This window comes from Photorhabdus temperata, from assembly GCF_025384845.1.
GTDB lineage: Bacteria > Pseudomonadota > Gammaproteobacteria > Enterobacterales > Enterobacteriaceae > Photorhabdus > Photorhabdus temperata.
On record NZ_JAJAFX010000003.1, the window covers coordinates 1 to 23,247 of the forward strand.

A 23,247-nucleotide genomic window follows, 5' to 3' on the forward strand; every position below is an offset into this window, starting at 1 on the left:
ACTGAACATAAGGTAACTTCATTGCTTCTTGTTGCATTTTGCTGTTGATTAGCTGAGTTCCCGGCCAATGTCCCAAAATTTGCTGGTAATAAGGAATACCCAATGTTGTGTCATACCAACACTCACCCAGATATGTACTACAGGCACAAGCGACATCCTGCACTACAGAATAGGGGTTATCAGTAATGGCGATATTTCCGGAGTCATTGAGTGTTAAATCCCATGACTCGGTATCAAGAAGAAATGAACGAGTTTGCATTTTCGAACCCTATAGAAATAAAAAAACCGCAATTAAGCGGTGTAGATATGAAAAAACCCGCACTGTGGGCGGGTTTATTGACAACTACTCAAAAAATTTTAAGCAGCTTGGCGATGATTCTTACGCTTTCCTTGAAGCTCAACTTTTGGCTTATGCTCAAACATTTTTGGGGCAGCTTTTATCAACAAGTCAATAGCTCCACCCACAGCAGTATACACCTGCTGCGTATCAAATTTTTTGATATCTTTAATGGCTGCTTTCTGCTTTGACATAATGACTCCTAAGAGATTTTCTCTCCGCCCATAAGGGGTGTTCACATTAACAAAATTTTCCCTTGCACAAAAAACAAACTAATACTTGTCGGTTTCCGTGTGCTATCACTATAAACTCTAGTGTCTAATCTTTTTTTTATCAATCTTTGATTGTCTTGAATATTGTTTCAAACGTATCAATATCAGCCTCCATAATGTAACCACACTTCATCATGTTAAATCCATAAGATGAGTAATAGGAGATTACTTCTTCAACAGGCTCAATGATCCGGATATATTTACCTGTGCAGATTTACAAAACATGTAAGCAGCCATCAGGGTAAGTTGAAACATTTTCCCATTTAAAGGGTGTTTTGCGTCATCACGATAGAAGTTCTCTATCATATGAATTTCAAAACTTTCCTCATCAATGGAATATGTACATAAAGCTAGCCCAGTAAGGAGGTCCTTGCACATTTCCACACTCCACCAGCTTTAAGCAAAATTCAAATTTATCTTCTCTGTTTCCTACCCTAGACAAACATTCATCCCAGTTTAGTTCGCCGTATCCGCGAGAAAGGATTCTGTAATCATCATCAGAGATATCCCCTACAGCAAGGTTAAGCTTAAGCTCATCAACAATAATTGCACATCAACCGCATAGCGTGGCCGGAATGGATCGGAGATATCGCCGCTGACCGTGTTTTCAGTGTGTGCCTCAATACGGGCAAATTTGGGTAAATGCAGCCCTGCCGATAATTCGGGGTAGGCGGCATCAATCTGACGCTGCATTGGCGTTCTGGTCTGCGACTGACCGGTCAGTTTATTGACGGCTTCCCATGTAATGACCATGTTTTCATTGTTCAGATTAACCTTGTTCAGCCGGTGCTGATTGATCACCACACCCAGACGCAACGATGGGATCATGGGAATGGTCATCGCATTGCCTGCGGACTGGTGCTGGCTAAATTCATTCGGAATTTCGACGGGTTTTCCCGCAAACATCGAATGCGCCCCGCTGCCCACATCACACACCGCCGCCACCCCCAGTTTCATGAGAAGCGTACAGGCCGCCCAAATCCCCTTAAGGCTAATCCAAATAAATTTAGACACACCCATTACGATATTGGCGGCAACCCCCGCAGCAGCAAAACTCAGAATACCGAGAGTGATATAACCGACCCAGCGGGCGATATTGGGAAACAGTTTCAGCCAGCGCACCAGTAATTGACCGGCATTGGCAAGCCTATTGACCAGTGAAGAGATAACCGGGAGCAATGTTGAACCTACGGCAATACAGATATTCTGCCAAATAGCGTGTAACCGCGCCCACGGGTTCGCCATCCGCTCGGCCATTTCGCGAGCACGTTTCAGGCCATCATTGGCCCCTAATGCCGAAATATTCTTACGCAGCATATCCACATTGCCATACAATTGTTTTACGACAATGGCAGAATCGCCAAACGCTTCCTCAATTTCTTTCTGTGCCTTGAGGTTGCTCTCAATGCTTTTGCCATATTTGGCCTGTAGCTTTTCCAACATTTCCGGCAGGGTTAGCATATGACCAGAGGCATTAACAAAGCTGATGCTGAGTTTTTTCGCGCCCTCAACAGCATAGGTCAAAAACGATTCATAAACACTGCTGGACTCGGTACCCAATGAACGGTGCAATTCTCCCAATACCGCCAATTGTTCATCAATGCCTGCCCCGAAATGCTTTCCTGCTGCACGGGCCCCCTCCATCAAATCCGCGATTTCCTCCATACTGGTACCAAATGTTTTCGACATGATGATGCCGCCGCGCGCAATAAATTTCCCTCACTCGCGCAATAAATGAAGCGGTAATTGCGTTTCATCTATTGAAAAGTTTTTACATAACTAACCGTCATAGATATGACTGTAGTTTATCCAATTTACCCATTTTTCCTTTGAATCTGTAGTACGAGCCTGTAGGGCAACTCGATATCGAGACACAACTTACTACCAGTCGCCTCAACATAATGTTTGAGGGAAGACAGTTTCAAATCGCGACCAAGTTTCCCCATGTCAGAAACTGTGGATTAGTAATAACTTTGGGCTCTTCTTGTGGAGATTTGTTAGCCTTTCCTCACAGATCGCACGTAAAGACTCAGGTTATCAGTTTCATAGAATACAGCATGGAATAGATCCGGAAGACTGGAAACCCTTTTTTGGCATCGGTTCTGGTGTAAAAGAAATGCGGCTAAGAGACAGTACAGGTATTTATCGCATTATGTATGTTGTTAAATTTGATGAAGCTATTTTACGTATTACATAGTTTTCAGAAGAAAACTTAACAAACGAATAAACAGGACAAGGATATCGCTAAAGTGCGATACAACGCAGTTATCCAACATAGGGGAAATATCAAATGACCACTAAAATTGACACTGAAATTCGTAGGGTAACTCCAGCCGGACATAATATATTTTCTGAATTAGGTTTTACTGAGCAAGAAGCTCAGCAACTTCATACAACCTCTTTACAAGAAATAGAAAATACACTGCAAATTAAAGAACGGTTAATAGAAGAAATTACTTTATGGATTGTGGATGAAAAAATGAAACAAGCTGAAGTAGCAGAGATGTTACACATTTCTCGTCCAAGAGTATCTGATGTTGTGAATAAAAAAGTAAATAAATTCACCATTGATGCATTGGTTAATATGTTAATCCGTATAGGGAAACCTGTTCAGATTACGGTGGGTTAAGGCACATATTATTAACAATTCAAAATAGGAGGCACTTAGAATAGGTGCCTCTTGGTATTTCAAAATGATTCAACTACTCCGGCTCGCTCACTAATTCTGATGCGGAGAGCCTTTAAACGATTGCCCCACGGTTTTTTATGCTCTCCAACAACTGTGTGTTCTTTATAGTTTGCAATTGCGCGTTTTTACCATCGCTCCCATTGTCGCGTTGATATTGTCAATTGTATGTGAACCGATATAAACAATTCCGCCCATTGCCACACTGCCGTTAATTACCTTTGCATTACATAAGTTAGCTTCCGCACCCATCGCCATACTCACATTGGCGGTATCGACTTTAAATGTATCGATATCACTGTTGAATGTGGTTCCCATAGAAAGTTCTGCGTTGAGTTTTTCCGTTTGTCCATTAATAGCAAAATTAGCGCCCATACTACCGTTTATATTTAATTCTTTTTTAGAAATAGCGCAGGCATCAGCAGTAAATTTAACACCAAACATAATCCTGACGGTTTCAATGGGGGTATTAGTATAAATCTTTAGGGTAGCTTTATTGTCTGCAAAATCCCATGAGTCATAATCTTTAGCGGTACCCATTATGGATAATTTTTTCTGATGAACATCCACCTGCAATTTGTCTAGGACTTTTCGTGAACCATTGGCAATAACATAAGGGAGAGTATCTTTGCATATAATGGTTACATCAAGACCCTTTGCCAATGTTATATTATTAAATTGTGCTATCTCAATGCGTTTTTCCATATCAGATGCTTGAGCTATGTTGATAAATGATGATAAAAGCAACGAAATGAGTGCTGTTATTTTGAATTTAGACTTCTTGCCTTTCAAATATAAATAATTCATATTGTGAAAACTCCTTAGTAGTGATTAACTTCATTTAAGATAGGAAATAACTTACTTGAGTCACTATAAATTTTTTAACAAAGATCATAGAAACTCTCAAGTTTATCTACTTTAGAATAAGTTTTTTGGGGAGTCGATGATTTTTGCCAAAAATCAACATTATAAATATTATCAATGTTATCAATAAATATTGAGTGAGACGCCCCTTCCGTCGGTTGCCAAGTGGATTTTGGTGCCATAACCACCGCGTGAGCGACCCAATGCATGATCGTCAACGATATAGGGATGTTTTTTTCGCCCCGGCGGCATCTTTACTGGCGCGAATATTGCTGCCATCCAAACAAATTTCAGGCCAGTCAAGGAGGCCTTTTTCATCCAGAATGGACAGTAAGCGGTTAAATATCTTGTTGATAATGCCCGATTTTGGCCAACGATTAAATCGGTTATAAATCGTTTTCCAGGAACCATAGCGTTCCGGCAAATCGCGCCGCGGTGCGCCTGAACATAACACCCAGAACATCCCATTCATCACACGGCGATGGCCGTCCTGCCCGCGCTGAACGGACAGGAGGCAAACAAGGTTCTATCAATATCCAAGCATCATCAGAAATGTCGTAACGGGCCATCATCTTGTTCCTGCATCGAAACCAATGAGAGGATAATACTATTAATTGATATTAAGGGACACAGTACTACAGCCGTATTTACTTTTTTCAACAGAAAAGACACTCATAGAAAAGCTTAGTTCATGCGGTTTCTCAGAATTGTGAGCATCAAGGAAAATACAACTTTCTGGTATCTACGGCTGTAGTACTAATATATATTGAGTTCGTTTCATCTATTCATCTGTCAAGCGAAATAAGCATATTGTCTACTTTGTTTATTACTTTTTCATAAGTTTTTTCTTTAAACGTTTTTGGTAAACTGTGCACTGCCACCAGAAACTCCCAGGCAACCGTTTGATAGCAGGTATTCGCACAATATCAAGTTATTCAGTGACTAATGTGAACATATATAAAAATATATAAACTTAATTAAAGTTGGAATGAATTTGTTAATCTTGTATTTTCAATTTGAAATTGGGATGTTACTATTCAATATATTAATTCAATTATATCAGGAGTATTACCAATGCTAAAACCTATCGGAGTTGTCTTAATCTCAGCTATTTTAACAGGATGTGGAACTTTTGGCTCTCGTGTAACTCACGGCTATGAATGCAAAGTCTACCCAGCAACTCAATTTGATATACAAGGTATTAAGGAAGGCTACCCATTTTCAAGCCTGATAGACCTTCCATTCTCGATAATCACAGACACACTTATACTTCCGTGGGATACTCATCGCTTATATACTGATGAAATATGCAAAAAACCACACCCTTAAACTATGCTGAATTACATTAGTCAACACCCGCTAAAATAAGCTAAACCGGATGGAACAACTCTTCCATAAAATTCGGAATAAAAACCATGCTAACAGTCCATGCTCAGGTTGATACCACTTCAACAATACACAGATTTCCTGCACAAAAGTTCTTTACGCGCCCGTGTTTCCGTCAATCTCTGAATTAATAAATTCACGCCTTAAAGGGTATATACCCGTAATCATTGAAGATGCTTGATTTTTCCCTATAATAACGTATTACTTAATATCCTATTACAAACCAATATGAACCTAAATTGTCACGCCCAATTACAGCACTGGTAGAATTAAATTCATAAACTGTTGAATAGTTATCCGCAGGAATCGCATTAGCATAGACACTAACTTGCATAGATAAGCATGCGGTAGGAAACGGGATTGGATATGTTATTGTAATTTGTCCAGGGCCTCCTTTCGGATTATATCCCCATTGATAAATTATTCCGGTATCGCCACATTTCCACCAACCATTTACGGCTTTTAGAGCAGTATTTTCAGTGATATTAATCATGAATTTTCCTCAAAGTTAATAATTGATATATTTTCAAAAGGGACCTGAAAAATAATTTATTTAACACAATAAATCATGTATTTATAATTCACTTTAACTATAGTAGCTCTCAAATAAAACACAATGAATTATTTTTATAAATAATAGTGATTAACTATTCCTACATTATTAATTCCAACAAATAATGCTGAACACCAAAAATATACAAAGCTATTTATATAAATAAGATTTCAAAATAGCAGATCACTTGAAGGGAACTCAGTCCGATTTTTGCGATCTGATTAATCGCCAAATCAAAACAAATCTCAAAATGGACTGAGTGATGCCAATCATAACACCAATACCCCGAAACGAACGACGTCAGATGAAAAAATTTATCCATAGAACCCGGGATAAGGACTATGCGCGTCGCCTCACCGCGCTCTTGATGTGACATGAAGGGAGTACTGTTTCTCACGTCTCCAGGACTCTTCACTGTTCACGTTCCTCAGTTAATCGCTGGATAAATTGGTTTACATTATCTGGCCTGGAAGGGTTAAAAAGCCTGCCGCCAGGAAGACCCGCTGTCTGGCATTTATCTCCACTTTTTACTTTATTGTCGTTCTTATTACAGCACTCCCCGCAGGATTTTGGCTACCTGCGTTCACGTTGGAGTCTTGAACTTATTACTCGCATAATCAATGAATTATTAAACTTATCATTCTCAAAAAGCACATTATATCGCTACTTTTGCCGCAGGGGGATTGTGCGGAGAAGGGCCGCGCCTACCCTAAAAAAATTTGACCCGGAGTATGACGAGAAAATGGCAAAAATTACAACGGCATTGTCCAACATATCAGAGCAAAACCCCGTTTTTTACGAAGACGAAGTGGATATTGACCTTAACCCCAAGATCGGCGCGGACGGGTGCTTTAAGGGGCAGCAAAAACGGGTAGTGACACCGGGAAAAAATCAAAAACACTATCTCGCGGGTTGTCTCAATGCACAAACAGGTGAAGTCACGTATGTCAGTGGTGTAAGAAAGAATTCTGATTTATTTATCACCCTGTTAGAGGAAATGAATGTCCAGTATCGCCATGCAGAAAGTATCACGGTAATTTTAGATAACTATGGTATTCATAAAAGCCGGAAAGTCAGGGCATGGTTAAAGCAAAACGCTAAATTTAATCTGTTGTTTTTACCTGTTTATTCTCCCTGGCTAAACAAGATTGAACGCGTGTGGCAATCGTTACATGAAACGGTAACACGAAATCATTGCTGTCAGTATATGTGGCAGTTACTTAGATATGTAGAAGAGTTCATGAAAGCGTTTTCGTTACAACAACAACCTGGAATGAAAAAAATAAGTGTATCACTATTATGAAAGCTTATTTATAACATCGAAGAATTATCTCTCTATCTCCTACTATTTCCTCTGTATGATATTCCACGCTAAATCTTCCGCTATTTGGACATAACATCCTAGCTTCATTCTCTATCAGGACTTAAGAAAACTTACGTAAGAGATACACAGGCCAGAATACTATCCAAAACTAACAGCCGTTGATTATAAGTTTATTTTGAGATGATTAAATGGATTAAAATCATGGATGGCTAAAAATAAAAAAGCAATGTTAAGTTAAACCTACACTATATGATGAAATCAAGTAACTATAATAAGAAAAGATAATAGGTAGATTCACAGAAACTATAACTATAAATCCCCATTAAATCATGGCTAATGAAACTGATGACTGGTTTCAACGTTAATAATTAAGCCGGAGTTGATTCCGGCTTACTCACAACTTATTCCATTGTTTTTATTAACCAATCGCAATTCAATATATTACTATTAGATTACCGTCGTAACCCCACCGCCTTAAAAGAATCATTCGGTTTTACCTAAATACAACAATATGATTGAATTCTGAATTCGGTAGAGAGCAATCTTTAATCACATCATTGAAGTTAATAATATTAACCCATTTTTGTGTTTCAAATGCGGTTAATGCAAGAGAAAACAAAGCTTTTCCTGCGTCTTTATCTACAGTGACGAAATCATCAGATACAAAATGTGTCGTCTTACTTGGATAAGTTTCTGGAGCCACTTGAATACCCCAACTTCCTGTTGCACCTGTTACATAGATTTGGGAAATGTAACCTTGCGCACATGAATTAGACTGTAATGCAGCAACCTCACCTTTCTCAGGAAGCTTCTCTGCTATAACTTGCGTGGCAATCAATCCAGCCATTAAGGCAATATAGGATAAGCTTTTTTTCATTTTTATCTCCTATCTTGGGTTTATTAGAGTGATATCTTTATCATGGATGTAATGATATAAATGACAAATTTCCATTATTATTTTAGGGGTTATAACTGGAGACTGATATATCATTATACAATCAAAACCATATAAAACATAATGTTACTAAATATAATGTTATAGTAATCAATCTGCACTTATTCCTTATTCTTAATTATTAACAACTATTTCCATAAGTGAATAAAAATGTCAGATTGATTTTTTATGTAAATTATTCTTTCACTCACTCAAATAATTTGGTTCTGTAGATTGTATAGACCAACATTTGAGTGAATAGAGATATTTCTGGCTCAACAATATATATTTGATTTAGTTAAAAAAACAAATTGAAAGCTTGGTAACTTCAACAGATTTTCAACAAGACAGCAAAAATAGTAGCGTAAAATTAACTCAATATTAATTATTGAACGATAATTAGTAACTAAGATAAATTACATGACTCCAATCAACACCTGATGAGGTACCAACCATGAAAAAGTTATCAGCCTGTCTTTTAGTATTAAGTATTACTTCTTTCACACCTAACTTTGCGTCTGCAAATATATGTTTTCAAGCCAAACATTCTCTAGGTAAATGTGCAAAAGTATGTGCACCGGTAATTCTTCTTAGTCCTTTTTTGGCAACAATTTGTCTCTAATTCAGTTAACAATAAAATATTTAATAAATAAAGTGATAAGGATAATTTTTTTCTTGTCACTTTACTGTAATACAGTAAGATATATGTCAATCTGACCAGAAACAACAGAAAAAATTATCAAAAAACGCCAGGAAAAATACAGGGAAATTTAGTTAGTTTAACTAGCCTCTCACACTAAATAAAATTAATTCAACTTAACTGGGTGAATTAATTTCCAAGATTGTCGGGCTAAATTATATTAATAACAGTTCAGATAAATAACCCACAACGAGTTATCTCAGATGAAAAATTCATTTATAATACCTATTCTCTGATACCTAATATAAGTTCACAATTAAAACTATTTTTCTGCCTATAAATAATAGTTTAAATAGCTAAAAATCTTAAACAATAGGATGTCAGAAACTTATTAACTATTATATCATCTCCATCTTATATAATTTAAGAAACACAAATTCCGAAAATTTTCATTAATGGCTGATAATTACATTGATAAGCAGAAATATTCGCCTCAATCCATTGTTTAGCATCCACAGATTCAAAGGAGATATTATATCCACAGTTTATAACTATATATTCAAATAACAGGCGTTGTGTTCTTCCGTTACCCTCTCTAAAAGGATGAATCGCATTTAATTCCGCATAATGCTCAGCGAGCCTTTTAATGAGTTTATAATGATTTAATCCTATGAGAAAATTTTCACGGCCTAACATATCAAATATCTTACTTCCTTCCGTTTCAATACGTTTAGCATGACAAAAGCGAGTATTACCTTTTGATATATCAATGGTTCTCAACTGACCAGCCCAGTCATACACATCAGAAAATATCTGTTTATGAAGGTAACACCAAAAGGCTAAATCGTAAGGTGGTTCCTGGAATGAAATATTTAATATAGCAAGCTCAGTAAGTTCTCTTTCTGCCTGTTCAAGAACAACTGAATCACGAATACCCAATTTATTAATAAGAGTGTCTGTATCTGGATATGTGTAGGGATCTTGCCCCGCTCCATATTTATCCACCATAATCACCTCACTATACACTGTATTTTCTGATTAATTGATCTCTCAGATTTTCTTGCTCTTTTTGGGTTTCAGGCAAGCTGTTCATAACAACACTCATTCCTTCAAGGCGCATACTATCTCTGTAGTTTTTTAGTTTTACTCGATCGAAATAATGTTTTTTTTCATTATAACTTGTCATTATTGTTCTTTTATTCTTTTGATTTCTGATGTCTTTCTCATGCTGGCGGGAATATTTAAACTTGACCAGATCCACTTCGCTTAATTTACAGTTAATCGCCTGACCACTTTCAAATATTCCCCAAGAAATAACTTCGAAATAGCTGACCTTGCCGTTTCTTATACGGTTAATCTTTACCTCTAAGTCTTGTTGCAGTATTTGCAAAACCTGTTGCACTTTACGCTCAGATATCCCTGTCGCTTCCACAATCGAACGCGTGTTGGGATGTTCTAATTTAGTCAGAGCCGCCATAACAGCTAATTCATATTTCATTTGAATTCCCAAAATACTTATATATGCAATAGCAGTATAAAACACCAAGGTCGCTAAAACCAGAAAAGAGAATATAGAGTTATTACTGGCGAATTCTGTAAAGCACATGCTCATGAAGCGGATGTCCATCCGGTAATAAAGGGTGCAAGAAAGTATTTTCATCTTTCACCATGCCAAGCCTCTCCATAACTTTTTGAGATCGCAAATTGGAAACTGTCGTAAATGCAACTACCTCCTCAAGTTTTAATTCAGTGAAAGCAAAATCCCGTGCCTTGCATGCAGCTTCACTGGCATAACCTTTACCCCAAAATGGTTTATCAAGACGCCACCCAATTTCAGTACAAGGTGAGAACGGCAATTCTGCTACAGGAATATTCAAACCGACAAAACCAATAAAATCCCCCGTCTCTTTCAGTTCCACGGCCCAAAATCCCCAACCATTCTGCTGTTCAAATCTCTGGATAATTCTATCCACCATTGCATTGCTTTGTTCAACCGTTAACGTGGCGGGAAAGTATTCCATAACTTCTGCGTTACTATTCAAATGAAAGAATGGCCCCCTATCTTCTTCTTTCCAAGCGCGCATTATTAATCTCTCTGTTTCCAGTGTCATCATCATATTTTCCTTAATATCAGCTATATCAGCAGCCAAGCAAAATGCCTATATGTGCGAAAAGCACATACTTCAACCAGGAGAATTAAAACAATTAAACAGATAAATTGCTATAGTGAATAAAACTAAAGAGGAATAAAACAACGTAATTTAAAAATCAAGAAAGGGTGGCCCATGCCGGAAACCATCAGAATCACACATCACACGGGCCTGGTTTATCAGGCACTTGTTTTTACCGTAGCCTTATCTTTGGATTTATCATTATTAGTATCTTTTATTGGTACAACACGTTCAGATGCTAATGTTGCTTTATTTTCAATCTGTTCTGATTGCCCAAAGAATAAACCACCACGCTTGATAGACATACTGCCACAGCGACTGATACCACGCAGTTCACCATGTTCAAGAATATCCAATGTTGCTGCACAACAAGTCCCTTCAACATTACCGTCAATTATGATTTCTGGAGCATTAAGTTCACCTTCAACCCGCCCGGCATGCATAATGCGGATTGCTCCCTCTTTCACCCGGATATTCCCAATCACTTTACCCCAGATCTGTATATCACCTTCTACATCAATATCGCCCTTAAAGACTGAACTTTTAGCAACAATAGTGCAACGGCGGGCTTCTACGCTGGCATTCTTTTTATCATCACCAGCCTGAGACACTGGTTCTACAGCCACTGTTTCTGTTTTTTTTCCAAACATAGTTTTTGATCTCGATCTCATGTTAATAAAGCAAAATATTAAAGCCAGAAAAGATAGAATCGCTGTCACTGTACAGCTAAACAGATTACCAGCCAGATAGAGCCCCAGAGCAATGCTCCACATGACCCATATACAGCTTAGAAAAATATTGTTCGAAAAACGATGTTTTGCCATGTTCTTTCACATTCTTATTGTTTTTCATACTTTTTTCATTAGAAAATACAAATCAAATCACTATCTTAACAGAACAAGTAACAATCAATGCTGAAGGTAAGCCGATATTTGTAACGCTATTAAACGGTTAAAACCATCATTCATTCTTACTGCCTATCCGATGATATCCCAGGATAATGATAAGTAAAAAAAATTAATATTAAAATATAAATCTTAACTCCCTATTTGATAACATCATTTAACAATAAAGTCACGTTATTAATGTTTAATTTTATTTACAAATAATCTGATAATGAAAAACCAAGAATCTCCCTTAAAAGGAAAATACGACGTTTTCATTGGCTTTATATTAATCTGAAAGTTTTATAAGACTGATATGACAATAACTAAAAATGGAACATGAAGAATCTATAGGAAGGATAATTTAAACATTAGGTTATTCTTAAAAATCACCAATTTTTTCTATCTTGTGATCAGAGCCCATGATCAAAAGATAACGATTAAAAAATAAAACTTACTATTAATCTGAACATGTGAAGTTTCTCCCGCTGGCATGGCTTTGGTGGTTTATCTGGTTTATTGATAACACGGGGTAAAACCAGCAACACTTTTAAAGTTACTCGAGACAATAACCGCTGAACCACCGGTTCCAAACTACAATTTTTCAAACGAATTTCGGTATTTTTCGGGATTTGGCTCCCCTCACCTTTCAACACTAAGTTGGAAGTTTTCCTAAGACTTATAGTGTACTCTAAATTGTTCGAATTAATGAAATACGGTACATCAATCACAATACCACCGATAATAGCAATGACAAATATTAATGTGGTCGACATCATAATTTTATTCAGTTTCATTTTTAAATGGATGCTTTTGCGATTATTAAGTATCTTTTGCTTTTTATGAATGGAATCCATTAACTAAAATAGTTAAGATGCAAAAATACATTGACATAGATATGACTGTTAGAAAAACGCGGGTAATTCACGACATATAAAAATCCATTAAGCACAGAAAAATAAAAACGATATCATTGATGGCTCTCCACTGGATTCATCATGATTAGAGATAAGTTAATGAAAACACAGTTCATCCATAAACATTTATACATAAGCAATATCCTTATTGAAGTTCAAATTATTACAGAATAATTCAAAAAATAAAAACAAAAAATACAAATTCAAATAACTTCACAACAAAATACTTATATAACATTTCAATACTATAATTTGCGATCTATAGTGTCGCAAATTATATCTATATTAGGATAAAATCCTTTATTGCACTTGTTTATCAAATCAAAAGATCTAAAATTTTAATTTTTCGATATAATCAATCTACATAGTACAAAAACCAACCTTGACAAAACAGGATATACCCGGCAATTCTTTATGAATGGACATTTAGATTGTTCACATATGTTGAAATTAACCGTCGGATTACCCCAAGTAACCCAAGGTATCTAACTGGGTTCGATAAAGCCTGGAGTTAATATGGAAAACCGGAAAAATTCGACTCAACCTTCCCAAACAGATCAAATACTTAATGTCATATCCAAATTATGCACCGTTCAGGAAATGCAAATGGCTCCACCACCGGAATCATGGCCCAGTACACGTGATGTAGCAGAGCAATGTGATTTCACTATCTATAAAGCTCGTTATCTGCTATTGAAACTGGCTGACAAAGGATTAGTTATGGTAACTCCGTCTCCCGTTAAAAATTCTCTTCGATGGTATATATCAGAAGATAAAATTAAATCCATCTAACGACTTATCTTTCAAAAAAATCTGAAAAAATAGGTGCCTGTTCTGCACAGCAGGACCTATTATTAGGCTAAATTTACAAAAACAAAATACAATCCTATACGTTTCGTTAAAATAGAGGCTTTGGATACACTACATTCCAACTGATTCTGACACCAACGATGGTAAATATATTTTCATCCGGGTAATTTGTCTGACTGTTTTTGCTATAATTATATTCCCCACCTTATTATTTTCTTATTACAAGATTCTCAACAAATAATTTAAGTACAGAAAGGTAATAACCATTAATATATACAATTTCAGATATATTTAACGAATCTTATGGATTATGTTTTGCAAGAAAAGCGATTAATTCTACTTTTCTGAATAACCTTACATTTTGTTTTCTACTTTACCTAAGTACGAAAATACCGGCACTGGATAATTGGGAATTTTCTTCCAGTTTCAACGGCATTGTGTTCGATATGATGGGTGTTTTGTTTGCCTCATCTGTATCATACATAGTTCCTGAACACACAAACGCCTATCTTCTTTACCGGCTAAAATTATTGACAAAGGCAAGATTCCTCCCATTAGGGTAATAACCAGCACTTTGTCAGTAATCTGAGCCTTCCAGACTGGAAGGCTTTTATTCAAAGTTTTGCTTTAATATCAACGCTATCTGCATTCACATCTTTAATATGTTCTTTTGTCAGCCGGTAAACAACCGGGCTTAACAGTGCTATTGCAATCAGATTCGGGATTGCCATCATTGCATTTAATGTATCGGCCAGTAACCAAACAAAATCCAACGATTGAGTAGCACCAACCATTAAAGCAATAATCCATACCACACGGAAAGGTGTAATTGCTTTTTGTCCAAATAGATACTGAATACATTTTTCACCATAGAAACTCCAACCAAGAATCGTAGTAAAGGCAAATATTATCAAAGCGCCTGCTACAATATAGTTTCCACCAGGAATCGCCGCAGAGAAAGAGGCCGCTGTTAGTGTCGCACCAGTCTGACCGGTTAACCACCCCCCTGTAATGACGATAGTAAAGCCAGTGATAGAACAAACAATAATGGTGTCAATGAAAGTCCCGAGCATGGCAATCAACCCCTGACGAACCGGGTTTTGAGTTTTCGCTGTTGCATGAGCAATCGGCGCACTTCCCAACCCCGCTTCGTTAGAGAAAATTCCCCGGGCCACACCAAAACGAATTGCCGCCCATACTGCCGCACCAGCAAAACCACCTTGCGCAGCAACAGGTGTAAATGCAGATTTAACAATCAGAGCAAACGCAGCAGGAATTTCACTGAAATTCACGCCCAGAACAATAATCCCAGCAACTAAGTAGGCAACCGTCATAAATGGCACTAATTTACCTGCAACATCAGCAATACGTTTAATACCACCGATAAGTACTGCACCAACCAGAATCGCCAATACTATGGCGGTTACCATGGTAGAAACACCGAAGTTACTTTGCATTACATCAGCAACAGAATTCGCCTGTACAGTATTACCGATCCCAAAACAGGCAATACTGCCAAATACCGCGAATAGCGTTCCCAACCAGGCCCACTTTTTACCCAGGCCATTTTTTATGTAATACATAGGGCCACCAACATAGTGACCATTTTTATCAACCTCACGAAAACGGACCGCCAGTACAGCCTCTGAATATTTAGTCGCCATGCCGACTAATGCGGTTATCCACATCCAAAACAAGGCACCCGGCCCACCTAATACAACCGCAGTAGCCACACCGGCAATATTACCTGTACCAATGGTGGCAGAAAGTGCAGTCATCAGTGCGTTAAACGGCGATATCTGCCCTTCTCCCCGCTGATGATTACGCTCAAACAGTAATTTAAAGCCCGTTCCCAGTTTACGTATAGGCAGAAAAAAGAGACGGATCTGCATGAAGATCCCAACCCCCAAAAGACCGACCATCATCGGTATTCCCAACACGACCCCGTTAATAGCACTTAGCCATTCTGTGATTAGCCCCATAGATTAGATGCCCTCAGATATTCCATAACAAAATAACAACATATGCGTAGCAATCTAAATAAAAGAATATTTACAGAAAATAAGCGAGGAAAAATTTCGTAAAAAAGGAAAAAGATTTGATACTTGTGAGTGATATCACGCGATAGAATTTTAAGATAGGATACCCCAAATTTGTTATACCAAATCCATCACGAAATTTTCACATCTGCCCCTCTCTCTTGAATATTAATAACTTACTTATATACCTAACTATTTTAACTAATTAAAATAAATATCAATTTCCATACTTAATTTTTCTGTTAATTAATGAGTTATTTGTATTATTTTTAAAAAAGTAATGAGTTAAACAAATAACATCTCAGAATAAATTATCGGAAATTTTTACGAAAAAAAATTTCTCCATCTATCGTATTTTTCCTCTTAAGCAAACCATTATCTGGAATAGGTTTATTACACCTGTCAACAAAGCAATAGAAAAATATGTGTAGTATTTTTTATCATCATAAAATTACCGAATCTTTCTCGAGCCGCTTCACAATAATTGAATAACCTCATTGTGTTATTGTTCCATTCAACTCATTTTGTCGGCTTAAGTTAACGAATAAGAGGAGAATCACATGATGGAACAACAATATTTCATTGGTATCGATGTTGGTTCAGCCAGTGTCCGTACTGCGGTTTTTGACCAAAACGGCAAACGACATGCATTCTCTGTTCTCCCTATTCAACAATTTCATCCAAAAACCGATTTTATCGAACAATCTTCTAAAAATATTTGGGCTCAAGTGTGTGTAACAGTAAAAGAAGCTGTCACATTGGCGAATATTAATCCCCTTGATGTTAAGTCAATCGGTTTCGATGCTACCTGTTCATTAGTCGCTGTAGCGAATGAAGGGCTGCCGCTTTCTGTAGCTGAAAATGGAGATCCTGAACACGACATCATCATGTGGATGGATCATCGGGCAACCAAAGAAACCATCACGATAAATCAGACCAATGATCCGACACTATGCTATGCGGGTGGTGAAGTCAGTCCTGAAATGGAACTACCGAAAATATTGTGGCTAAAAAACCATTTTCCTCAGCGTTATCAGGATGTATGGCGTTTCTTTGATTTAGCCGATTTTTTAGTGTGGAAAGCCACTGCCGCTGATGTAGCCAGTATCTGTACTCTTACCTGCAAATGGAACTATCTGGCTCATCAAAAACAGTTCAGCGAAGATCTACTTCATGAAGTGGGTTTAGAAGATTTAACCGATAAAGTTCCATCTACCATTCTTGAGATTGGCGAGAAAGCCGGTTATCTGACCGCTAAAGTGGCTAAAGATTTTGGGTTACACACAGGAGTTGTTGTCGCCGGTGGTATTATCGATGCACATGCGGGTGGGTTGGCACTGGCCGGTGCCTATCCAGAAGGCAGTCTGGTCATTATCAGTGGAACTTCAAACTGCCACATGATTGCCAGTCCCCATCCTGTCATGGTTCCAGGTGTCTGGGGACCTTATTTCGGCGCAATGCTACCCGGTTACTGGCTCAACGAAGGTGGGCAAAGCGCCGCCGGTGCATTAGTTGAGTGGTCAATTCGTCAGCATAACAGCTGGCAGGAGCTGGAAGCAGAAGCTAAGGTATCTGGTCATCAATACTACCAGCTACTAAATGAAGCCGTTGCGCAGTTAGAAAAACAAGAAAAATACCCAACTGTTCATTTACATATTTTAGCTGACCATCATGGCAACCGTTCACCAAGGGCAAACCCTAACGCCAAGGGAATGGTAAGTGGGCTCACGCTGGAAAATGGTCGTGATGCTCTGGCCCGCTATTACCTGGCAACCCTGCAATCTATCGCTTATGGCACTCGTCACATTATTAATACATTAGTAGAAGCCGGGCACCAGATAAACAGACTAGTTATATGTGGTGGCGCAACCAAAAACCCATTATGGCTACGTGAATACGCCAACGCCACCAGACGCGAAATTCATCTGCCTCAGGAAGAGAATGCCGTTAATCTTGGTGCAGCCCTGCTCGGTGCTGTTGCCTGCGATTCCTTTGAAAACGTCACTCAGGCAGCAAAATCAATGGTACGTGACGGCAACGTTATCAGACCGGAAAAAGAGACCTTTTTATTTCATCAGGCTAAATATCAAGTCTATCTGCAAATGTACCGTGACCAACAACAATATAACAAAATCATGCAAACCTGCGGTTAATCTTCTTTCTGGCGATAAGCGTTGCGAAGTTTAATTTTATTCTATTACCATTTTCATCTGTTTTATGAAGATGCCCAGGATTTTCATTATACTTAATCATTTCCCAATCAGCATAATAACTCTCCAACTCTCTTGGTTTTAAGAAACATTTAAACGGCAGTAATGAATATGGTGCAGAATCTGTTTCAACCGGACAAACAATCAAATTAACCCCACCCTTATTCGTCTGCTTCTGAATATTGTGAATAATATCAGCGATTTTTCCCCGTTGCAGGAACATCAGCACCACAGTTGAAATAATTAAATCGTATTTTTCTACAATATTGTGCAAGTTAATATCATAAACAGCTGTATAGATATTTTTAACCTGTTGTTTCTCTTTAATAGCATTAATTGCATCAATATGTTGCAGACTGATATCTACCGCTGTAACGTCATAACCTCTTTCTGCCAGATAGAAAGCATTCCGGCCACGACCGGATCCCAAATCCAATGTTTTACAAGGAGAAATAATATCTGCCAAATATCTGATCTCTGAGTGAGGCAATGACAAGTTATTTTGCTTATAAAACAGATATTGTGGTTCGCATAGGAAAGAGAGCTGGCACTTAATATCATCACTCACCCATTTTATTTTATGCCAGACCTCTGGCTGAATAATGGGAGGTTGCTTTTGCACATTAAAGTATGCCGTTTTTTCCTGATCACCATCAAAAATCACAAACTCCAGTTCACCTTCAAGGATCTCAAGACAAGCATACGTCCCCTCTTTGGTGTTATGTCTTTCAGTGAACATGCCAGGAATGGTGTTTTTTTGCCAGATTGGCATTCGCTTATAGCAAACAAAATCGCTCATAGGAGTTCCCTGACAGTAAGATGCATTTTAAATGCATCTTATATTTACATTCTGTCACTGTAAAGGCATAAAGTAACGGGAGGAAAATTTCGTCAGGTTCACCATCGCTATCCTGACGAAATAAAAGGAAAAATGATTAATCTTCTTTTTATCCAAGCGAACTCATTGATAAAATTTCTCCGGCTAAAGCCGGAGAAAAAGGTCAATCTTTATAACTGTATTGATAATGTCCGCCATAATAGAGACTGGAGTTTTTCTCTACCGCATTTAGCAATACCCCTTTAATATGCGTGCCATTTTGCTCAAATCGGCGAATAGCAACATCAACTTCTTTAACTCTCGTTTTATAATAACGGGCAATTAACAATGAAGTTCCTGCATATCTCCCAATAATCGCAGCATCGGTTACGGCTAAAATAGGGGGGGTATCTATCAAGACATAATCATAATGCTCTTCTGCCCAAGATAATAACTCCTTGAATCTATTATGCATAAGCAGCTCTGACGGATTAGGCGGAGTATCACCCCGACTGACAAAATCAAGCTCAGTAAGATAAGTTCTGGTAATAATCTCTTTTAACTGATTCTGACCAGCCAGATATTCAGAAAGCCCCAAAGATTGAGGGCTTTCCAGCACCTTATGCAAATGGCCTCTTCTCATATCTGCATCTATTAAAAGAACGCGTTTATTACCTAATGCCAATACTGCCGCGAGGTTCACCGAAATAAAAGATTTTCCCAATTCAGGCGCTGAACCAGAAAGAAGAATAACTTTATTCGCGGATTCCATCATTGAAAAATGCAGGGTTGTTCTAAGACTCCGCAATGCTTCAATAGCCAAATCAGTAGGATCATGAATAGCTAATAACCGCAATTTCTGACGATGAGTTCTCTTTTTCTGTTGCTGTTCAAGTTTAGCCTGGGTCTCAGATAGTGGGATAGTTGCATAAACGGAAATCCCTATTTCTTCCAATTGCTCAGGGCCTTCAATCCCTTTACGGAACATTACCCTTAATAAAACGACTCCGATTGACAATATAAGCCCTAACATCGTCATAGCGGCAATGATCAGTGGCTTTTTAGGTTTTACAGCTGAACTTTCTACAACAGCTTCATCAATAATACGCACATTACCAACCGTCCCAGCTTTCAGAATGCTCAATTCCTGCTGTTTATTGAGTAACTGTACATAAATTTCTTGCCCAACCTGAACATCCCGGGTTAAACGTAAAATTTCCTGTTGTGTTTTCGGTAACCGTTTGATTGACTGATTCAGCTCCTTTTTGGTCTCAGCCAACGTCTTACGTTTATCAAGCAAAGCAACATAAGCAGGATGTTGTTTGGTATACAATTGCTGTAACTCAGCTTCTTTGAAAGTCAACTCATTGAGCTGTTTCTCAATCTGGACCAATGTCTCCAGAGCTGATTTTGCTTCAAGTGATAAATCGACAGATTCATTAGCCTGACGATACTGATTAAGCAGCTCTTCAGAACTATTGAGCGCCATTTTAACTTTAGGTAAATGATTCTTTAAAAAACTAAGACTACTCTCAGCCTCTTCAGTTTTTCTTGTCACATTCTGTTGCAAATAATTCTTACTGACACTATCAAGTATCGATTTTATTCTTTTACGGTCATCACCTTCTATTTCAAGCGAGATAATGCCGGTATTATTTCCTTTCTCCGTCACCCGTAAAGCTTGTTGCAATGAACGAACGACATCCAACCGGGGCCGTTTAACTAATGTAAAGCTTTGCCCTGGAGAAGCTAAGATATTTGAGATAAGCAAATTTATGCCATCAGCATCAAGTACCTTGTTCACTTGCCCGTGAAAAACCTGATCGTCAAACTCCAACTGATAATTTTCTGAATCATCAACATATATTTTTATAGCTTTACCAATATGCTCTGATGATACCGTAAAATTTTTAATAACAATGTCAGGCTTTGGCATACCTCGAAGACGAGCAATTCCCTTGCCTATCACAGGAAAATAGTCGGCTGTAACCTGAATATCCAAATTCAAGTCCTTTACCGTCTTGCCTATTATCATTCTGGAAACTAATAATTCCAGTTCTGCTGATGTATCTGACTGTCTTCCAGACAGCATATCCGTCATGTCCCCGACTAAAGATAGTGCACTGCTTTTCTTTTCAACTTGCAATAAAGCATTCGCTTTGTATACAGGTGTAGCAACCAAGGAATAACCAAGACCAATAACCATGAATAAGAGAGTGATTCCGCCAATAGCCCAGCGATAATCGAATAAGGCACTAAGAAGACGGCCTAAATCAATTTCATCACTATCCGTATGTGTGTGACTTGATTTATCTGATGTAGTCATAAAAAGCCTATAATTACTTTATTAAGAAGTAATGAAAAATAAAAAACCCAGAATCAAAAAATACTTATAAGTTATAATTTACCTAACCAACCATTAGCACTCTTAAACAATAATTGATATACATATTCATAAACCTCTATATCGGATTTATAAGGATCAGGAATCTCCATTTCACTTAGCCAATGACCAAAAAGCATTGTTTTCCCTCTTGCCCCTAGGTTTATCCGGTTTACAGCCTCAATATGTTTTTTTTCCATAACCAGAATCAGATTTGACTGCTGACATAATTCACTGGTTAGCTGACGTGCAGTATGCCCTTCCAAAGACAATCCATGTCTGGACGCAACCTTACTTGATAACTCATGTGCAGGTTTATCCGTCAAAGCCGATATTCCCGCAGAATAAATCTCCTTCTGAGGAAATCGCTGCCGCAATAAACGCTCCCCTGTTGGAGATCGACAAAGATTACCCACACACACAATCAAAATAGAATTAAACATTAATTAGGCCACGTACGAATCCATCGGGTTGTTTCAGTCAGGTTGTTAATGCTTGATATCGTTGGCACCAACTGACTGATAACCCGATTCCAACGAACAATTGGCGCACTGGTAACATAAACAATATCATAAGGTTGCAAATTAAACTCAGTTCCCAGGATTAATGCTGTTGCATCCTTAGCATTGAGCTGATAGATATTAGCTATTTTTCCATTATTATCAGGTATATTGCGCAATGAACGGATAACAAAAACTCCACTCGCATCGCTTGATAATTGATCCATACCTTCAGCGTTACCCAATGCTTCTGTCAAGGTCATACCACTACGATCCATACGCAAAGTGCTCTGTTTTCTGACTTCTCCCATAACAAATACTTTCAAATCATCATTACGGGGAATGTATAAGATATCGCCGGAGTAGAGCAGACGATTTTGCTTCAGATCACCATTTTGCATTAAATCTTGCAGAGAAATAATCGTCTCCTTTCCCTTATGAGTCAAAATAACCCTTTTCCAGTCAGCATTTTCGGTCAAACCACCAGCATGGTTAATCGCATCAATAATAGTTAAAGGAACATTGGTGATAGGTTGTTGATCAGACTTGGCAACTTCGCCTGTTATATAGGCTTTTTGTGAACGAAAAGCAGCAATATTTACATCAATCTGAGGAGATTCGATATATTTTGATAACTTCTCTGTAATCAGAGTACGCACTTGAGTGACCGTTTTCCCTTTCACATGAAGTTTGCCAATATATGGATAAAAAATCGTTCCGTCAGAATGCACCCAGTTACCGGTATCACTGGCACTACGATATTGCCCTGCTGGTATTGTCAATTCAGGATGATCCCAGACAGTAACCATAATGACATCACCTACACCAATACGGTATTCATATTGCTGTAATTCTTTATCTAACTCAGGATTAGGACGTGCAATAGCAGAATTTACTCGTAACTTTTCAATTAACTGCGGTGTTACCGGATAAACATTTACCAAATTATTAATATCATAGTTACTATCATTACTATTGATTATTTCTTTATTATAAACAGGAAGACTACTCCCAGGAGTAACCGTACAACCACCTAATAACAGAGAACAGGATGATGCCAGAACTATAATTAATTCCTTAATATTCATCAGAAATTTATCCTTAAAAAATAATAAACAAAAAAATACATCAATTAGTATTAATTATAATCTCCCTAAGAAAACTAGATTATAATATAATAAAATATAATATAATATAAAAATTTTGCTTAAGTATCACAAGCCTCTATGTTGCTGGTCATATCACTTTGTAAAAACAATAGAAATCAACTTAACACTTTTGAGGAATTCAAACTATTAAATAAATATAAATCAAACAAATAATATATTTATTAACTATTTAATTATAGAATGTATTTTATAAGGTACTATTGCAAACAGAAAGTAAGAACCACATCCCTCTGATGCAAGATAACAAGAACATTCATCAGAATTTATCGAAATTGAATACAGGATTGAGATTACATTGGCGGAAAAAATACACACTGATTTGTACCAAGCTGGTGTTCACATAAGTGACTT

At 37.6% G+C, this 23,247-nt stretch carries 19 protein-coding genes and 5 pseudogenes; 7 read left to right on the forward strand and 17 right to left on the reverse strand.

The window, feature by feature from the left end; all coding sequences use genetic code 11:
* From LGZ99_RS01460 to LGZ99_RS01475, 4 genes and pseudogenes are all read right to left on the reverse strand, one after another.
* Positions 1-259 (reverse strand): contractile injection system sheath initiator (locus LGZ99_RS01460; RefSeq protein ID WP_262978808.1); only part of this gene is annotated, 259 nt, incomplete at its 3' end.
* Between the two features lie 98 nt (positions 260-357).
* Positions 358-531 (reverse strand): hypothetical protein, encoded by a 174-nt coding sequence (locus LGZ99_RS01465; protein ID WP_011147570.1) that lies wholly within the window; start codon positions 529-531, stop codon positions 358-360.
* Positions 532-1,149: 618 nt separating this feature from the next.
* A pseudogene (locus LGZ99_RS01470) lies at positions 1,150-1,536 on the reverse strand (hypothetical protein); the annotation flags it as partial.
* 141 nt (positions 1,537-1,677) lie between these two features.
* Positions 1,678-2,298 (reverse strand): annotated as a pseudogene (locus LGZ99_RS01475) (phage tail tape measure protein); the annotation flags it as partial.
* A gap of 284 nt (positions 2,299-2,582) precedes the next feature.
* Between LGZ99_RS01475 and LGZ99_RS01485 the strand changes: the two are divergent.
* Both LGZ99_RS01485 and LGZ99_RS01490 read left to right on the forward strand, forming a co-directional pair.
* Positions 2,583-2,903 (forward strand): annotated as a pseudogene (locus LGZ99_RS01485) (type II toxin-antitoxin system RelE/ParE family toxin).
* Positions 2,900-3,238 (forward strand): helix-turn-helix domain-containing protein, encoded by a 339-nt coding sequence (locus LGZ99_RS01490; RefSeq protein WP_023045659.1) that lies wholly within the window; start codon positions 2,900-2,902, stop codon positions 3,236-3,238. Before LGZ99_RS01485 ends, LGZ99_RS01490 begins: the two are co-directional and overlap by 4 nt.
* Before the next feature lie 162 nt (positions 3,239-3,400).
* Here LGZ99_RS01490 and LGZ99_RS01495 read toward each other — a convergent pair whose 3' ends face one another.
* Positions 3,401-4,102 carry a GIN domain-containing protein gene (locus tag LGZ99_RS01495; RefSeq protein WP_021323743.1) on the reverse strand — a complete coding sequence of 234 codons (702 nt, stop codon included), beginning with the start codon at positions 4,100-4,102 and terminating at the stop codon, positions 3,401-3,403.
* Between the two features lie 186 nt (positions 4,103-4,288).
* Positions 4,289-4,728, reverse strand: a pseudogene (locus LGZ99_RS01500) (IS5 family transposase); the annotation flags it as partial.
* A gap of 505 nt (positions 4,729-5,233) precedes the next feature.
* Between LGZ99_RS01500 and LGZ99_RS01505 the strand changes: the two are divergent.
* Positions 5,234-5,488: a YceK/YidQ family lipoprotein gene (locus LGZ99_RS01505; RefSeq protein ID WP_051769096.1), complete on the forward strand. Its 255-nt coding sequence runs from the start codon at positions 5,234-5,236 to the stop codon at positions 5,486-5,488.
* A 262-nt stretch (positions 5,489-5,750) separates the two neighbouring features.
* Here LGZ99_RS01505 and LGZ99_RS01510 read toward each other — a convergent pair whose 3' ends face one another.
* Positions 5,751-6,038 (reverse strand): gp53-like domain-containing protein, encoded by a 288-nt coding sequence (locus LGZ99_RS01510; RefSeq protein ID WP_036836862.1) that lies wholly within the window; start codon positions 6,036-6,038, stop codon positions 5,751-5,753.
* 322 nt (positions 6,039-6,360) lie between these two features.
* Between LGZ99_RS01510 and LGZ99_RS01515 the strand changes: the two are divergent.
* Positions 6,361-7,401 (forward strand): annotated as a pseudogene (locus LGZ99_RS01515) (IS630 family transposase).
* Positions 7,402-7,915: 514 nt separating this feature from the next.
* Here LGZ99_RS01515 and LGZ99_RS01520 read toward each other — a convergent pair.
* The 5 genes from LGZ99_RS01520 to LGZ99_RS01540 all read right to left on the reverse strand — a co-directional run bounded on the left by LGZ99_RS01520 (position 7,916) and on the right by LGZ99_RS01540 (position 11,817).
* Positions 7,916-8,299, reverse strand: a complete 384-nt coding sequence (locus LGZ99_RS01520; protein ID WP_036836864.1) for a hypothetical protein — start codon at positions 8,297-8,299, stop codon at positions 7,916-7,918.
* A 1,120-nt stretch (positions 8,300-9,419) separates the two neighbouring features.
* Positions 9,420-10,004 carry a putative adenosine monophosphate-protein transferase Fic gene (locus tag LGZ99_RS01525; RefSeq protein ID WP_023043899.1) on the reverse strand — a complete coding sequence of 195 codons (585 nt, stop codon included), beginning with the start codon at positions 10,002-10,004 and terminating at the stop codon, positions 9,420-9,422.
* Positions 10,005-10,014: 10 nt separating this feature from the next.
* Positions 10,015-10,494: a YhfG family protein gene (locus tag LGZ99_RS01530; protein WP_031280596.1), complete on the reverse strand. Its 480-nt coding sequence runs from the start codon at positions 10,492-10,494 to the stop codon at positions 10,015-10,017.
* A gap of 82 nt (positions 10,495-10,576) precedes the next feature.
* Positions 10,577-11,110: a GNAT family N-acetyltransferase gene (locus LGZ99_RS01535; protein WP_031280595.1), complete on the reverse strand. Its 534-nt coding sequence runs from the start codon at positions 11,108-11,110 to the stop codon at positions 10,577-10,579.
* Positions 11,111-11,325: 215 nt separating this feature from the next.
* Positions 11,326-11,817, reverse strand: coding sequence for a bactofilin family protein (locus LGZ99_RS01540; protein ID WP_231398164.1), 492 nt, complete (start codon positions 11,815-11,817; stop codon positions 11,326-11,328).
* A 1,667-nt stretch (positions 11,818-13,484) separates the two neighbouring features.
* Here LGZ99_RS01540 and LGZ99_RS01545 point away from each other — a divergent pair.
* Complete coding sequence (locus LGZ99_RS01545; RefSeq protein ID WP_021323753.1) at positions 13,485-13,760, forward strand: FaeA/PapI family transcriptional regulator; 276 nt, start codon at positions 13,485-13,487, stop codon at positions 13,758-13,760.
* A 287-nt stretch (positions 13,761-14,047) separates the two neighbouring features.
* Entirely contained in the window at positions 14,048-14,341 is a 294-nt protein-coding gene (locus tag LGZ99_RS24765) for a VUT family protein (protein ID WP_081704172.1), read from the forward strand.
* Between the two features lie 51 nt (positions 14,342-14,392).
* Here LGZ99_RS24765 and LGZ99_RS01550 read toward each other — a convergent pair whose 3' ends face one another.
* Positions 14,393-15,760: an alanine/glycine:cation symporter family protein gene (locus tag LGZ99_RS01550; RefSeq protein ID WP_031280594.1), complete on the reverse strand. Its 1,368-nt coding sequence runs from the start codon at positions 15,758-15,760 to the stop codon at positions 14,393-14,395.
* Positions 15,761-16,380: 620 nt separating this feature from the next.
* On the opposite strand from LGZ99_RS01550, the gene LGZ99_RS01555 reads away from it, so the two are divergent.
* Entirely contained in the window at positions 16,381-17,970 is a 1,590-nt protein-coding gene (locus LGZ99_RS01555) for an FGGY-family carbohydrate kinase (protein ID WP_031280593.1), read from the forward strand.
* On the opposite strand, the gene tehB is transcribed toward LGZ99_RS01555, so the two are convergent.
* The 4 genes from tehB to LGZ99_RS01575 form a co-directional block, all read right to left on the reverse strand.
* Positions 17,951-18,826 carry an SAM-dependent methyltransferase TehB gene (gene tehB / locus LGZ99_RS01560; RefSeq protein ID WP_023043892.1) on the reverse strand — a complete coding sequence of 292 codons (876 nt, stop codon included), beginning with the start codon at positions 18,824-18,826 and terminating at the stop codon, positions 17,951-17,953. The genes LGZ99_RS01555 and tehB overlap by 20 nt on opposite strands.
* 202 nt (positions 18,827-19,028) lie before the next feature.
* Positions 19,029-21,170 (reverse strand): polysaccharide biosynthesis tyrosine autokinase, encoded by a 2,142-nt coding sequence (locus LGZ99_RS01565; protein ID WP_023043891.1) that lies wholly within the window; start codon positions 21,168-21,170, stop codon positions 19,029-19,031.
* 71 nt (positions 21,171-21,241) lie between these two features.
* Positions 21,242-21,670 (reverse strand): arsenate reductase/protein-tyrosine-phosphatase family protein, encoded by a 429-nt coding sequence (locus tag LGZ99_RS01570; protein ID WP_023043890.1) that lies wholly within the window; start codon positions 21,668-21,670, stop codon positions 21,242-21,244.
* On the reverse strand, positions 21,670-22,815 hold the full coding sequence (locus tag LGZ99_RS01575; protein ID WP_021323757.1) for a polysaccharide export protein: 1,146 nt from the start codon (positions 22,813-22,815) through the stop codon (positions 21,670-21,672). Before LGZ99_RS01575 ends, LGZ99_RS01570 begins: the two co-directional genes overlap by 1 nt.
* Between the last annotated feature and the right edge of the window lie 432 nt (positions 22,816-23,247).